This window comes from Arthrobacter sp. P4_F11 (assembly GCF_056401395.1).
The window spans coordinates 181,659-196,696 of sequence record NZ_JBFUJK010000009.1; the positions used below are offsets into that span (position 1 = coordinate 181,659).

General features: G+C 65.3%; 12 protein-coding genes. 6 read left to right on the forward strand and 6 right to left on the reverse strand.

Annotation, left to right across the window (positions count from 1 at the left end; genetic code table 11):
* Positions 1-10: 10 nt before the first annotated feature.
* The 4 genes from AC1DRO_RS12365 to AC1DRO_RS12380 all read right to left on the reverse strand — a co-directional run bounded on the left by AC1DRO_RS12365 (position 11) and on the right by AC1DRO_RS12380 (position 5,297).
* Positions 11-1,519 carry an aldehyde dehydrogenase family protein gene (locus AC1DRO_RS12365; protein WP_476951013.1) on the reverse strand — a complete coding sequence of 503 codons (1,509 nt, stop codon included), beginning with the start codon at positions 1,517-1,519 and terminating at the stop codon, positions 11-13.
* A 3-nt stretch (positions 1,520-1,522) separates the two neighbouring features.
* Positions 1,523-2,416 carry a 4-hydroxy-tetrahydrodipicolinate synthase gene (gene dapA, locus AC1DRO_RS12370; protein WP_476951014.1) on the reverse strand — a complete coding sequence of 298 codons (894 nt, stop codon included), beginning with the start codon at positions 2,414-2,416 and terminating at the stop codon, positions 1,523-1,525.
* Positions 2,417-2,463: 47 nt separating this feature from the next.
* Positions 2,464-3,852 (reverse strand): protoporphyrinogen/coproporphyrinogen oxidase, encoded by a 1,389-nt coding sequence (locus AC1DRO_RS12375; protein ID WP_476951015.1) that lies wholly within the window; start codon positions 3,850-3,852, stop codon positions 2,464-2,466.
* Positions 3,853-3,938: 86 nt separating this feature from the next.
* Entirely contained in the window at positions 3,939-5,297 is a 1,359-nt protein-coding gene (locus AC1DRO_RS12380) for an MFS transporter (RefSeq protein WP_476951016.1), read from the reverse strand.
* A gap of 297 nt (positions 5,298-5,594) precedes the next feature.
* Between AC1DRO_RS12380 and AC1DRO_RS12385 the strand changes: the two genes are divergently transcribed.
* The 4 genes from AC1DRO_RS12385 to AC1DRO_RS12400 all read left to right on the forward strand — a co-directional run bounded on the left by AC1DRO_RS12385 (position 5,595) and on the right by AC1DRO_RS12400 (position 10,410).
* On the forward strand, positions 5,595-6,275 hold the full coding sequence (locus AC1DRO_RS12385; RefSeq protein WP_476951017.1) for a GntR family transcriptional regulator: 681 nt from the start codon (positions 5,595-5,597) through the stop codon (positions 6,273-6,275).
* Between the two features lie 593 nt (positions 6,276-6,868).
* Positions 6,869-8,278: an MFS transporter gene (locus tag AC1DRO_RS12390; protein ID WP_476951018.1), complete on the forward strand. Its 1,410-nt coding sequence runs from the start codon at positions 6,869-6,871 to the stop codon at positions 8,276-8,278.
* A 61-nt stretch (positions 8,279-8,339) separates the two neighbouring features.
* Complete coding sequence (locus tag AC1DRO_RS12395; protein WP_476951019.1) at positions 8,340-9,596, forward strand: aminopeptidase P family protein; 1,257 nt, start codon at positions 8,340-8,342, stop codon at positions 9,594-9,596.
* 64 nt (positions 9,597-9,660) lie between these two features.
* Entirely contained in the window at positions 9,661-10,410 is a 750-nt protein-coding gene (locus AC1DRO_RS12400) for an IclR family transcriptional regulator (protein WP_476951030.1), read from the forward strand.
* Positions 10,411-10,446: 36 nt separating this feature from the next.
* On the opposite strand, the gene AC1DRO_RS12405 is transcribed toward AC1DRO_RS12400, so the two are convergent.
* Entirely contained in the window at positions 10,447-11,991 is a 1,545-nt protein-coding gene (locus tag AC1DRO_RS12405) for a PucR family transcriptional regulator (RefSeq protein WP_476951020.1), read from the reverse strand.
* A 107-nt stretch (positions 11,992-12,098) separates the two neighbouring features.
* Here AC1DRO_RS12405 and AC1DRO_RS12410 point away from each other — a divergent pair, with 107 nt between their 5' ends.
* Both AC1DRO_RS12410 and AC1DRO_RS12415 read left to right on the forward strand, forming a co-directional pair.
* Entirely contained in the window at positions 12,099-13,628 is a 1,530-nt protein-coding gene (locus tag AC1DRO_RS12410; protein WP_243178254.1) for a purine-cytosine permease family protein, read from the forward strand.
* Between the two features lie 15 nt (positions 13,629-13,643).
* Positions 13,644-14,615, forward strand: a complete 972-nt coding sequence (locus tag AC1DRO_RS12415) for a polysaccharide deacetylase family protein (protein WP_476951021.1) — start codon at positions 13,644-13,646, stop codon at positions 14,613-14,615.
* Between the two features lie 112 nt (positions 14,616-14,727).
* Here AC1DRO_RS12415 and AC1DRO_RS12420 read toward each other — a convergent pair.
* A partial coding sequence (locus AC1DRO_RS12420; protein WP_476951022.1) for a M28 family peptidase occupies positions 14,728-15,038 on the reverse strand: 311 nt, incomplete at its 5' end.

The following is a 15,038-nucleotide window of genomic DNA, read 5'->3' on the forward strand; positions in this document are numbered from 1 at the left end:
GTCCGCCCTGTCAGCGGCCGCGGTTGTGCATGACATGTTTGGTCCTGGAGTAGTCGTCCAGGGCGTAAATGGACAGGTCACGTCCGTAGCCTGAACCCTTGAATCCACCCCAGGGGACCTCGTTGGCCAGCACCAGATGCGAGTTCACCCAGACGGTGCCGGCGTCGATCCTGGATGCCACGTCATGGCTGCGCCGGGCGTCTTCGGTCCAGACGGAGGCGGCCAGGCCGAACGGGACATCGTTGGCGCGGGCGATTGCTTCTTCTTCGGTCTCAAAGGTCTCGATGGTGATGACGGGTCCGAAGATTTCCTCGCGGGAGCATTCGGCGCCGTCGGGCACGCTGACCAGTACGGTCGGCGCGACAAAGTAGCCCGGACCCTCAAGGGCTGCGCCGCCGGCGGCCGCGCGGATGCCGGCGCGCCGGGCACGCTCGAGGTAGCCGACGACGCGGTCGAAGTGTCCCTTGGACGTCAGGGGTCCGATCTCGATCTCCGGCCCGGCACCGGGTTCGCCCACCTTGAGCGTGCTGACCTCCTGAACCAGCAGCTCCGTGAACCGGTCGGCAGCGGATTCGTGGACCAGCACCCGGCAGGCCGCTCCGCATTCCTGACCTGAATTCCAGTAGCCGGCGGCCCGCAGGGACTTCGCGGCTGCCGCCAGGTCGGCGTCAGGGAAGATCACCACCGGGGCCTTGCCGCCGAGCTCGAGGTGGACGCGCTTGAGTGATTCCGCGGCTCCGCGGGCAACGGCACGGCCGCTGTTGACGGACCCGGTGAGCGCGATCATATCCACGTCCGGATGGTCGGAGAGCCGGGCCCCGACGATCGAGCCGCGGCCGGTGACCACGTTGAAGACCCCCGGCGGCAGGATGTCGGCGACGAGTTCCGCGAACTTCAGGGTGGTCAGCGGTGTCTGTTCGGACGGCTTCAGCACCAGGGTGTTGCCGGCGGCCAGGATGGGGGCGATCTTCCAGGCGCCCATGAGCAGGGGGTAGTTCCAGGGTGTCACCACTCCCACCACGCCCAGCGGTTCCCGCAGGATCAGGGACAGATGCTCTGCCGCGTACGTGCCGGCGGCCATGGAGGTGGTGGCCCGCAGGGCGCCTGCCATGAACCTGAACGTATCGATGGTTCCGGCGACGTCGTCTTCGGAGACCATGAACGGCTTTCCGGTGTTCGCTGATTCGATCCGGGCCAGCAGCTCGGAGTGTTCGCTGAGCCGGTCGGCGATCCGGTGCAGGATTTCGGAGCGTTCCTTGGGCACCAGGGATCCCCACTGCCTCTTCGCGGCGACGGCGGCCGCCACGGCGGCGTCGACTTCCCCGACCGTGCCGTCGGCGACTGATGTGATCGGCTCCCCGTTGCAGGGATCCACGACGTCGGTCACGGCGCCGGAGCTGCCGGCCCGGAAGGCTCCGTCAATGAAGTGCTCGCCGGGTGCCAGATCCTCGGCGCTGATGAGCTTTTCGGGCGTCTGGCTCCGGCGGATCTGTGCCGGGTTGCTGACCGAGATGGACATCGCTTATCCCACGTTCTGGTAGAGGGCGGACAGGGCGTCTTGAACCCGTGCAAGGTCCCCGGCGCTGAGTTCGGACGTGGGGCGCCGGGGTGAGCCGGCCGGAAGTCCCTGCAAGGATAGACCGGCTTTCACGGCCGGGATGAAGGGGACGGAGAGGAGCGCATCGATGACCGGGTACAGCTGGTTCCACAGGTCACGGGCACCCGTGAGGTCGCCGTCGGCGATCAGCCGGCTGACGGCAACGATTTCGTCGGGTACGACGTTGGCCGTGCCGGCCATCACGCCGGCCGCGCCCTCAGCAAGGGCGCTGTAGAGGTAGACATCCCACCCGATGAACGTGCCGATGACATCCCCGTGGTGGTGGATCAGCTGCAGCGCCTGTTCCCAGTTCGCACTCGAGTCCTTGATATACCGGATGTTCTCCACTTCCTCGACCAGCGCACGGACCGTTGCCGGATCCAGGTTGACGCCGGTGACGGCCGGGATGTTGTAGAGCATGACCGGAAGCTTGACCGACCGGGCAACGTCCTTGATGTAGGTGACGGTTTCCGCCAGGGACAATGGCTCGTAGTAGGGCGTGATCAGCATGAGCACGTCCGCGCCTGCCTTCTCAGCCGCCTGCGAAAGCCGGATGGCCTCGGCCGTCGAGGTGGCGCCGGTCTGGGCGATGACGGGGACGCGCCCTTTTGCCTGCTTGATGACGGTGTCAATGAGGAGCAGCCGCTCCTCGGAGGACAGGGCACCGACCTCGCCCGTTGATCCGGCAGCCACGACGCCGTCGACGCCGGCGTCAATGGAGCGGTCGACAATACGCCGCAGCGTGTCGACGTCGATGGCGCCGTCTTGGTCAAACGGGGTGGCGAGTGCGGTGAGGACGCCCTTGAGTTGCTTTGACATGGTTGGTTGTTCTCCTTGCTTAGGATGTGGGGTCGTAGGGGGCCGGATCAGGATCCGGATGCCAGGCGAAGGTGTGTGGTGGAGCTTTGCCGTTCCGTGGCCAGTAGGCTGGCAGCTTCCTGGGCCGCCGAGAAGCCGGTGGTGATGGAGCTTTCGGTGTAGAGGGTTCCGAGGAAATCTCCGGCCAGGAAGACGCGGTCGGTCCCGCGCATGAGGGTCGACTGGAGCTTGGCCCGGCCGGGGAAGCAGTAGGGAGACGCCATCTTCCACCGATCCGTCTGGGCCTCCACCACGCTGTCGGCGAATCCGTGGCCGAGGACCTGGTCGAGATCGGCAAGATGGGTCTGGATGACTTCCTCGTCGCTCTTATCCAGCAGCGCCCGCCCCAGACTGGCCGGCGAGAACGTCATGAAGCTGCCGCCGGGCTTCCGCACGGACTCGGAGCCACGGACGATGCTCGCCTGGTTCAGGGCGATCGCGAAGGAGCGCTTCGGCGCCGCGATGGCGTAGATGTCGTCCCAGGGCCTTGCCGATGTCTCGTTGGTCAGGAAGGCCGTACTGACGTGCGGGCCGTACTTGATCTGGCTGAGTGCGCCGCGCAGGTCTTCCGGCAGGTCGACGCCGATCTTGTGCGACACATCGGCGGTGCTGGCAAGGACGACGGCGCGGGCCTCCACTTCCCGGTCGGCACCACCCTGGCTGTACCGGACGAGAACGGAGTTCTTCTTGTGCACGATCTCCTGCACGGTGGCTCCGAGCTGGATCCGGTCGCCCAGCGAGGCCGCGATCGACTCGGTCAGGGTGGACGGGCCGCCGACGATGCCCTGGCTGAGTCCTTGGCCGATGCCCAGTACCAGGCTGAAATACCCGATGCCGGCGCCGGCAGAGATTTCGTTCATGTCGCCCGCGGAGCGTGTGACCGTGGTCTTGAACAGTGCGGCGGCGTCTTCTGAGAGGTTTCCGATGAAGTCCTGGAACGAGCTGTCGTTCTCGAAGTCATAGATGCGCTGCTGCCGCATAGCGCCGGATTCGCCCGCACGCTTCTTCACGACGGCCGTGTACTTGGCTACTCCGCTGACCACCTTCATACCGGCCCGCAGGGTGTCGATGCGCGATGTGAGGGACATGGGAATGCGGAACGGATACGTCGCGATGTGTCCTTCGCGGATGAACTTCCCGTTCATCGACAGCGCCTGGAGGGACCCGGGGATCTGGACGGCCGTCACGCCGACTTCAGCGAGCAAGGCATCGGTGGAGGATCCGGCTCCGGCGAAGACGTGTCCTCCCCAGTTCAGCCAGTAGGCGCCGCGGCGCTCCGAGCGGATCCTGCCGCCGACGCGGTGCCCCGATTCCAGCAGCACGGTGTCCCAGTGCCGCAGCCGCCAGGCTGCCGAGAGCCCGGCGAGACCTCCTCCGACGATAACTACATCTTTCATGGTTCGCGTTCCTTCATAGCTGTTGTGTTGATGCGGGGCGGAGCCGCCGGTGATGGCGACTCCGCCGAAAACCCTTTTTCGAGGACCTAGCTCGTGGCGTGCTTCCTGATCGGACTGCCTGCCTTGGCGGTGCGGCCGGGGAGGGCAGCAGCCTCGCCCAGGGTCAGGCCCCGTGTTTCGGGGGCCCACGCGATGGATACGGCGAGGCCGACGAGGGTGACCACTGCGGCGATGATCATGGTGGTCCCGATGCCCAGCGTTGTCAGGGCCAGAGGTACCAGGTAGGTTCCGACGGCGGCGCCGATGCGGCTGAGGGATGAGGCCAGGCCCACTGCCGAGCCGCGGACTTCCGTGGGGAACAGCTCGTTGGGGTAGACCCACTGCATGATCTGGGTGCCCCCGATGAAGACGGCGTAGGCGGCGAAGAGGGACAAGATGATCCACGGGTCGCTCTCCGGGAACAGTCCCAGGCCCAGAAGCGCCAGGCCGCTCCACAGGAAACTGTGGATGATCAGGGGCCGGCGGCCCATCCTGTTGACGAGGGCCACCGCAATCAGGCACCCGACGAGGAACATGACGGTGATGGCCGCGGAACCGAGGTGCGCCAGGTCGGCGCCGAGTTTGAGGGCCCCGAGGATGGCCGGGCCGAACGCGTACACCGCGAAGAGCGGAACGATCGAGCAGGTCCAGAAGATGGTGATGAAGGCCATGCGCTTGCCGTAGCCGGACTTCAGGAGTTCGCCGACGCTGACGTTCTTACCGCTTTCCTCAGGCAGATCGGCCAGCGAGACATTCGGACCGTACACCTTGGCGAGCACCTTGTTGGCCTCTTCATCGCGGCCGACTTTGGCCAACCAGCGCGGCGATTCGGGGGTTCCAATGCGCAGCAGGACAATGATCAGTCCCGGAATGGCTGCGCTGGCGAGCATCCAGCGCCACCCGTCTTCGAACGTGAGCAGGAACTGGCCGACAATGTACGCGGCTGCGGCACCGACGAACCACATGGTGACAAAGGCGCCCAGCAGAGGGCCGCGCCAGCGGCTCGGGGTAAATTCGGCGAGCAGCGAGGTGGCAATCGGATAATCAGCACCGACGGCGAAGCCGATGAGCAGGCGCAGGATGATCAGCCAAAACGCGTCATTGACGAAGGCCTGCAGGACCGAACAGATCACCAGCGCTATGAGGTCCACCGTAAAGAGCAGGTGCCGGCCAAACTTGTCGGTCAGCCAGCCGCCGAGGAAAGCGCCAAAAAAGATGCCGCCCAGGGCGGCAGCCCCCACCAGCCCCTGTTCCGAGGCGGAGAGGTTGAACTGCGGAGTGATCTGGATCATCGCAACGCCGATGATGCTCAGGATGTACCCGTCAAGGAACGGGCCCCCGGAAGAATACAGCGCCAGTTTCTTGTGGAAAGACGAGAGGGGCGCGTCATCGAGTGGGTGGGACATTGCGTTTCCTTTCGGAACTTGGGTGGACCGGTTATCGCGGGCCCCCGAGAAGAGTATTTTTGCCGTTTCCCGGCCTGTGCGCAGTCGTCATTGGCAACGAACGACCGGTGTGCGTAGAACTTGCGAGCCCATCCCCGCCGAGTCTCAGGAGGGGCTGTCAGCGGGCTGTGTGACATAAACCACTGTAGGATGTGATCACAAATCACACAAGAGGGGAAACTGAACTTTCCTGCGTTCCGGAACCCTGGCGGCAGGTGCGGGAGGTGCCAGAGGGCGGCAGGAGGCTATATTTGATCTGTGGTCATATCCAAGCGCGTAGTCCCAACCCTGCTGACCGATCAGGTCTACGCGATGATTCACGAGGCAATCCTCAATGGCGACCTCCCGGCTGGTGCCAGGTTAAGGGTGCGCGATCTTGCGGAGCAGGTCGGAACCAGTGTTATGCCTGTTCGCGAGGCGATCCGGCGTCTTGAAGAGGCCGGGTTGGCCGAGCGGGAACCGCACAAGGGCGCCGTCGTGAAGAGCCTCACGCTGGAGGAACTGATCCATGTCTACGACGTCCGCCGGCTTTTGGAGACCGAGGCGGCGCGGCTGGGAAGCCGGCGGGTCACGGCTCAGGACTGCGACAAGATGCAGGCGGAGTACGAGCTGATGCGCGCAGCTATTGACGAGCGCAGGGTCATCGCGCTGCTGGATCATGACGAGGCTCTGCTGACGGTCCTCTACGAAGCTGCGGGGAACCCCGTTCTTGTCCAAACGATCCGCTCGCTCTGGCAGCACTGCCGGGCGTACAAGATCGTCGGCGCCCAGGGTTCGTTGGACACGACAGGGGACGACTCCCTGTGGCGGTACCAGCAGGACCTGATCACGGCCGCCCGGGGCAATGATGCCGACGCGGCCGCTTCAATCAATGCGGCATCACTTCTGGATGCCTCTGACCGAATCAGGGCCCGGCTTGCCGCGCAGGGCGAGGGCTAACCCGACGCACTTTGTGCCCGGCATGCGGGAAATACCAGCGACACCCGAATACGGGCCGCGGCAGGTATTTCCCGCGTCGCTGATCTAAATGCGCGTCCGGTTTGGCCGGTTCACTTCCAGCGCTTCGGCCACTTCACGTTCATCAGAAGCAGCCCCAGCAGGAGCGAATCAACGGTCATGATTGCGGCCATGAGATAGGCCCACCCGGCCATCATGGCTCGCCCGCCGTCCGGCGGCCGGAAGTGCGCGTGCGTACCAGAATGCCCATGACGATCTCCTGACGTGGATCCCCCCAGTCACTCGATAGTCCACTTAGTGTGCCACCGCGCCGGACTGGGCGGAACCGCGGCGCCGCCCGGCTCAAGCTTTCCCCAAGTTGACGGACACATCGCGCAATTTATGCAACACCGCTTCGTTCATTGCAACTATTGTTGTGCGGTCCGACTGGGTGCCCGCGGCGCTGTCTTGGTCTCTAATCCAGATTGATCCGTGTAGGAGAAATCACAAAAAGCATTGACTGTGTCATGCGTCACGCCTAATCTGGTGCAACAGCGTTGCACTGATTGCAACTCCCAAAACTCTTTGGTGGACACATGAGTAACGAAAATTTCTCCCCGTCGGCACTTGCGGGGTCGAGCAGCCCAGAGTCGAATAGCGGGCATGGCAGTACTTCCTCCGGACAGGCCACGGTGAGCGGCCGGGCGGCCCCGGGCGGGCACGATCCCGCAGTCAGCAAGGAAACCCGACGGCGGGTGGTCGCCGCAAGTTTCATCGGAAACTTCGTCGAATGGTTCGACTACGCCGTCTACGGCTACCTGGCCGCAACCATCGCCGCGGTCTTCTTCCCCGAGTCCAATCCCCAGACCGCGCTTCTGCTGACTTTCGCCCTCTTCGCCATCTCGTTCCTGGTGCGGCCGCTCGGCGGCTTTGTTTGGGGCCACATCGGCGACCGGGTGGGACGCCGGACCGCGCTTTCCCTGTCAATCCTGATCATGTCCGGAGCGACCTTCTGCATCGCCCTTATCCCGGGGTACAACTCCATCGGCATCTGGGCGCCGATCCTTCTCCTGGTGGTGCGCGTCGTCCAGGGCTTCTCCGCCTCGGGCGAATACGCCGGCGCGTCCGCCTTCCTGGTGGAGTATGCCCCGGCCAACAAGCGCGGCCTCTACGCAGCGGTGGTTCCGGCCAGCACGGCCGCGGGCCTGCTGCTGGGTTCCCTGCTCGCGGGCCTTTTGACCATCCTGCTCACCGCCGAGGCGATGCAGAGCTGGGGGTGGCGCCTGCCGTTCCTGCTCGCCGCCCCGATGGGCCTGATCGGACGCTACATCCGCACCAAGCTCGAAGACACCCCGGTGTTCCGCGAACTGGCAGAGGAGGATCATGCCATCAAGGCCCCGGTATCCAGCCTCTTCCGGAACCACTGGCGGTTGCTGCTGAAGGCCGTCGGAGCAGTGCTGCTCAACGCCGTCGGGTTCTACGTGATCCTCAGCTACATGCCGACCTACCTGTCCTCGGAACTGGGACTCGGCGCTGCCGAATCGTTCCTGGCCACCACCATCGCACTCGTGACGTACATCGGGTTCATCTTCCTGACCGGAATGCTCTCGGACCGCTACGGCCGCAAAAAGGTCCTCATTGCCGCCTCCTTGAGCTTCATCGTGCTGACCGTGCCGGCCTTCGCCCTGCTGGGCACGGGGAACTTCCTGGTGATCGTCCTGGTCCAGATCCTGCTGGGCGGCATGCTCACGCTCAATGACGGCACGCTTCCGAGCTTCCTGGCGGAAATGTTCCCGACCCGTGTCCGCTACAGCGGCTTCGCCGTCAGTTTCAATCTCTCCAACGCGCTCTTCGGCGGCACCGCGCCGTTCATGGCGACCCTCCTGATCGCCGCGACGGCCAATGCCCTGGCTCCTGCCTGGTACCTCGCCGGCGCAGCGGTCATCTCCTTGATCGCCGTCGTCCTCTCCCGTGAGACCAGCAAGGAACCGCTGCGCCACGAGTAGTCCCGGCCGACGCCCACATCTTTCCTCCTAAGAAATCAAACCGCAGAAAGGCACCACCACCATGACCATCGCAACGTCGAACAACGCTTCGTCCATCGCCGAACTGGAGCGACTGAAAGTCCTGCACAACGGGCAGAAGGAAGAGCTGACCTTTTCCAACGCCGAATTTGAGCGCCGGCTCGGCGGACTGCGCCGCATCATGGCCGATAAGGACCTGGACGCCGTCGTCCTGACCAGCTACCACTCCATCAAGTACTACTCGGACTTCCTCTTTACCTACTTCGGGCGGTCCTACGCCATGGTGGTCACGAAGGACGACACCGTGACCGTCACGGCCAACATCGACGCCGGCATGCCGTGGCGGCGCAGCTATGGCGACAACGTGGTGTACACCGACTGGCGCCGGGACAACTACATCTTCGCCATCCAGGAGGCGCTGCGCACCCGCGGCATCAACCCCCGCCGGCTCGGCGTCGAAGACGATTCGCTCCCGCTGGATAACCGCAACAAGATCCAGGCGGCTTTTGCCGGGGCAGCCCTGGTGGACGTGGCCCAGGCCGCGATGCGCCAGCGGATGATCAAATCGGCCGAGGAGATCGAGGTGATCAAGCACGGGGCCCGCATCGGCGACCTCGGCGGCGAAGCCATCCGCAACGCCATCACCGCCGGCATCACCGAGTACGAGGTCGCCCTGATCGGCACCGAAGCCATGGTCCACGAAATCGCCCGGACCTTCCCGGATTCGGAAATCCGGGACACCTGGGTGTGGTTCCAGTCCGGCATCAACACCGACGGCGCCCACAACTGGGCCACCACGCGCAAGATCCAGGAACACGACATCCTGTCCCTGAACTGCTTCCCCATGACCTCCGGCTACTACACGGCCCTGGAGCGCACCCTGTTCTACGGCGAACCCGACGCCCGCTCCCTTGAGCTGTGGAACATCAACGTGGAGGTCCACAAGCGCGGCCTCGAGCTCATCAAGCCCGGAGCTGTCTGCAAGGACATCGCCGCCGAACTGAACGAGATCTACGTGGGCCACGGACTGCTCGCCAACCGGACCTTCGGCTACGGACACTCGTTCGGCGTCCTGAGCCACTACTACGGCCGCGAAGCCGGTCTGGAACTCCGCGAGGACATCGACACCGTGCTCGAACCGGGCATGGTGGTTTCCATGGAACCCATGATCACGGTCCTGGATGGCCAGCCCGGCGCCGGCGGCTACCGCGAGCACGACATCCTGGTGGTCGGCGAAGACGGGGCCGAGAACATCACGAAGTTCCCGTTCGGCCCCGAATACAACATCATCGGAGCCTGAGGCGCCCACGCACCCTGAACGGGACGGAGAGAAGCGGCGCCACGTCCACCGTGGCGCCTCCGTCATCGTTAACGCCATCGCCGTGCTGCGAACCTTCACGGCGGACGAACCTTTGCTCGGAGTCACCGAGATCGCCAACCGGGTGGGCCTGCACAAAAGCACCGTTTCCCGCATCCTGGCCACCTTCGAGCAGGAACACCTGGTGGAACGCGATCCGGAAACCCGCCGCTTCCGTCTCGGGCTGGGACTGATCGCCGTCGCCGGGCCGTTGCTGGCCGAACTGGAAGAACGGCGGGTGGCGTATCCCGTCCTGCGTGAACTTACCGAACAGACCGGCGAAACCAGCGCCCTCATGGTGTGGAACGGCGCAGAGTCAATGTGCGTGGAGCAGATCGCCAGCCACCACCAGATCAAACACACCACCCCGCTGGGAGCCCGGTACACCGACGCCATGAGCGCCTCCGTGCAGGTCTTCCTGGCCGCAGCGCCCGTCGAACGCGTCCGTGTGCTCCTGCGCAGCGGAGCGATCAGCTACCCGGGACTCGATGACGCGGGCCTGGATGGCTACCAGATCAAGCTCAAGGACGTGACGGCCCGGGGCTGGGCCATCAACTACGGCGAATCCTCCATCGATGAAGTGGGCGTCGCCGCTCCCGTCCACGACCACCGCGGCGACATCGTGGCGGCCGTCCTGATCTCGGCGCCCCGGTTCCGCGTCTCACGCGAGGCTCTGCAGAGCCTGGGCGAAGCGTGCGCCGCTGCGGCCGACAAAATCACCAGCCGGCTGGGCGGGCGCGCGTCCAGCAACGGCTAGCGCGGCCCGCGCCCGGACTAAGGCGCCGAGCGCACGTCAGCTGAGCCGGGCCAGCCGCGCGGCCAAATGCAACGCTGCGAGCCGGCCCGTCCGCCGGGGGTCGCCGCCGCACAGCTCGAAGATCCGCTGCAGCCGTTGATGCATCGATTGCCGCTCCACGTGCAGTTCCCTCGCCGCCTGGGCCGTGTTGCAGCCGGAATCTAGCCACATGGCCAGGGTGCCAAGCAGCCGGGAATTGCGTTGCGCATCATAATCCAAGAGAGCCCCCAGCTGCTGGCGCACGAAGTTCCGCCGTTGGCCAGGGTCCAGGCTCCCCACGGCAAGGCGTTCGACGGCGAATGCCTCGCAATCGATCACGGGACCGTGCGGACCTTGGGTTCCCGTATGTGGTTGCCCCAGCGCGCCCGCCAATTCCAGGGTCAGCCTGGCCTCCGACAAGGACCAGGGGGCTTCCGAAATCCCGACGGCCACCGGGCCGACGGCAACCAGCGTGTCTGATGGGGCCGGTAGCGCCCGCAGGCCAGCCAGAAGTGCGTCCCTGCTGTCCAGCGGACTATCGCCCGGGAGGACCACCACCGCCAGCAGCTCGGCATTATCGACATAGGTTGCGCTGGGCTGCGCCCGCCGGGCCAAGAGCTGCTCCACAGAAGCGCGGAGGTGTTGGAGCATGCCGGAGCGGACCATGATGGCCACGATTGTGGCACCCGGCGGAATCCCGGCCGCGGAAGCCAATTGCTGGAGCCGCCAGGCCTGGCTGCCGGAATCAATCGCGCGAAGCAGGGCCGCCCCGGCGACTTCCTTGAGCCCGGGGGACATTCGCTGCAGCAAGGCCAGGGCCAGGATGTCGACAGAACGATTTCCGGCCGTCCGGGCCAGGTTCTGGTCCTCGTCCGCCGGGACCCGCAGCAACAGCTGAGCCGCAAGGATGCCGCGGATCGGCACGTCGATGTGAATCAGGCGTGCCTGCTCCTGCGGCCCAACGGTGGAGGCATCGGGGCCGGCGGCCTCGGCCCGCCCCGGGCTTGCGCTGGCCAGGGTCGCGCCGGCTATGGACGTCAGCGTCACCTCGGCATTGATGATGCCGGCCAGCACGGCGAGGATCCGGTCCAGGCCACCGCCGTGCGCCAGTTCGACAGCCATCGCGTGACTGGCCTCATCGGCCCGCCGCAATTGGGACACCGAGTCACTGACCAGCATCGAATTAATGGCCTGCGTGACTCCGACGAACGGCACCACCCCGCGAAGTTCGATCAGCGGAAGGCCGGCTGCTTCGGCGGCCGCCACCATTGAGGACGGCAGGGACGGCAGGGCGGACCCGGTTTCGATAGCTACGGCGGCAACGCCCCGCTCCGCCAGTTGGCGGATGTAGTTGACCTGCCGCTCCTCTGAGGCGAGGGCCAGGGCTTCTCCGCCCGTCAGCAGAAGTTCCCCGCCGGCCAGCAGGGGCGCGATATCAATGATTTCACTGGAGTGGATCCACCGCAGCTGCGCCCGGGCGGCGGCCCTGGCCGCGGCGCGGACAATGGGGTCGGCGGCCGCCATGGTCGGATGGTTCAGGACGTCTTGAAGAAGGATGGACATTACACTCCGTCGCGTTGCTCTGGGTATATTAAGACACATTGTATATAGTCGTATGTGGCCCACGACACATATTCTTGAGGAATCCCACACATCCTCGGAGGCTCCACATGCGTCAAAAATCCCCAGCGGCCCCTGCCGGCACCGCGCCGGAAGCGAGCGTAGACCACGAAGCGTGGCTCCAGCCCATCCCCGAATCACAACGGACCCGCAAGGTCTCCGGCCAGTTCTGGATCTGGGCCGGCGCCAATCTCGCCCCGATCAACTGGGTGCTCGGAGCGCTCGGCATCCAGCTTGGCCTGGGATTCGCGGACACCGTCACGGTTCTTGTCCTCGGAAACCTCATCGGGATGCTGCTCTTCGGCTGCTTCGTCCTGCTGGGCCAAAAGACCGGAGCGACCGGCATGGTGCTGGCCCGCGCCGCCTTCGGCCGGCGCGGCAACTACCTGCCCGCCGGCATCCAGGCCCTCCTGGTGATCGGCTGGTGTGCGGTCAACACCTGGATCATCCTGGATCTGGTCATGGCCCTGTTCGGAACGCTCGGCTGGGTTGACCCGGAGGCCAAGAACTATGCCTGGAAGATTGGCATCGCCACCTTCATCATGGCTGTACAGGTAGCCATCGCCTGGTTCGGCTATAAAGCCATCGCTGCCTTCGAGAAGTGGACCGTGCCGCCCACCATCATCATCTTGACCGTGATGTCGGCAGTGGCCTGGTTCGGCATGAAGATCAACTGGACCTACGCCGGTCCTGCCGGCCACATCCTGGAAGGCTCGGAACGCATCGCCGCGATGAGCGCGGTCATGACGGCCATCGGCATCGGCTGGGGCATCACCTGGTTTACCTACGCTGCGGATTACTCCCGCTTTGTCAGCACCACGGTGCCCAAGCGCAAGGTCTACCTCGCCTCGGTGCTGGGCCAGTTCATCCCGGTCGTCTGGCTGGGCATCCTAGGGGCCAGCCTGGCCACCAACACAGGTGAAATTGATCCCGGCAAACTCATCGTCCAGAACTTCGGCGCGCTGGCCCTTCCGGTGCTGCTCATGGTGCTGCACGGCCCGATCGCGACCAACATCTTGAACATCTACACCTTTTCCGTCGCCACGCAGGCCCTGGACATCTCCATCAGCCGACGCAAGTTGAACCTGTTCGTCGGCGTCTTCTCCCTCGCGGCCGTGATCTTCTTCATCTTCCAGGAGGATTTCGCCTCCGTGCTGGACGCCTGGCTGATTGGGCTGGTCGCCTGGGTGGCTGCCTGGGGCGGAGTCATGCTGGTCCATTACTTCTGGATCGAGAAGCGCTGGCCCGGCGACCCGTCCCGGCTCTTTGACGCCGTCGGCACCAAACGCCTGCCGGGCGTGAATCCGGCCGGTGTCGCTTCACTGCTCATCGGCATCTTCGCCACCTGGCTGTTCATGTACGGACTGGTGCCGGCCATGCAGGGCCCCATCGCCGTCGCCCTGGGTGGGTGGGATCTGTCTTGGCTCGCCGGGGGACTGGCCAGCGCCGCGGCTTACGCCGTCCTCGGTCCGCGGTTCCACAGGAAGTTCCTGGATGTCCCCACCCCCAGCGAACAGACCGCAGATTCACCTGAGGCAACCGGCCTTCCGGTCACATCAACCACGCCCGCCGCCCTCTAGCAGGAGATCAACCCCGTGAACTTCCCCGCTTTCGCCGACACCGCCCATCCCATCACCTGGCCCGAAGGCAATCGTGCCGCGGCGTCCTTCACCTTCGACGTCGACGCCGAATCCTGCACCATCGCCCATGACCCGCAGAGCACCAGGCGCATGTCCCTCATGACGCACCAGTCCTACGGGCCCAAGGTCGCCGTCCCGCGGATCCTGCAGATCCTTGAGCGCCAGCAGATCCAGGCGACGTTCTTCGTCCCGGGATTCACCGCCGAATGCTACCCGGACGTGGTCCGCCGGATAGCCGACGGCGGCCACGAGATTGCACACCACGGGTACCTGCACGAACCCATGCAAGGCATCGACGCCGCCACGGAGGCGCGGTACCTGGACCGGGGCCTGGATGCCCTGGCCAAGGCCGCCGGCGTCCGGCCGGCCGGCTACCGGGCACCATGGTGGGAGCTCAACTGGCATTCCCCCGCCCTCCTTGCCGACCGCGGGTTCCTGTATGACTCAAGCCTGCTCGACGGCGACGCGCCGTACCGCTTCAGCGTTGCCGAGGCAGACCCCCGCGATCTCGTGGAAATCCCCGTCGACTGGGCTCTGGACGACTGGGAGCAGTATGCCTTCTACCCGGGCGTCACCGGAAGCGGCGTCATCGAAAGCCCGGCCAAGGTCCTCGAAATGTGGACGCTCGAGGCCGAAGCCCACCACGCTGCCGGGAGCTGCTTCGTCCTGACCAACCACCCCTTCATTTCCGGCCGGCCGTCCAAGGCCGTGGCCCTGGAGCAGCTGATGGACCGGGTCAAGTCGATGGACGGCATGTGGGTCACCACCATGGAGAAGATCGCGCAGCACACGCGCGACTCCGTCGAGGAGATCCACACCCACGCGCGCATTGCCGTGCCCGGATTCCCGGACACCGGCGCACAGTTCACGCCGGCCGCCGTGCGGCAGCCCCAGGGAGCCACGGCGCGGCGCGGTGCCGGAATCTAGGGCACAAATTCGGCCCTGGCAGGCACAGGTCCCCGGCCCGGCCCCTCGGCAGAGGTGGCTGGGCCGGGGACCTTCCTGCGGGGCGGCCCGGAGCCGGCGGCGAAGCTGGTGTTTAGCCGGTCTTGGCCATCGCGTAGGCCACGGTGCCGTAGGCCAGGGCGCCGGCCATTTCGGTGAGCAGTTCCGGGTTGGTGTTGGCGATCGTGTCGCAGGCCTCGTGGTAGCAGGGATCGAGGTCCTTGCCGGCCACCCCGCCGTAGGCCTGCACCTGGGCTTTGGTCTTTGACTTCTCATCGCCGGTGAACAGCCCGCCGCCGGGAATGCCGGCCATGAGGAACGGTTCGTAATCGGAGTCGCCGTCGACAAAGGGCGTTGTTTCCGCCGGCAGCGAGTTGCTTTCGAAGAACCGGAAAAAGACCTCCT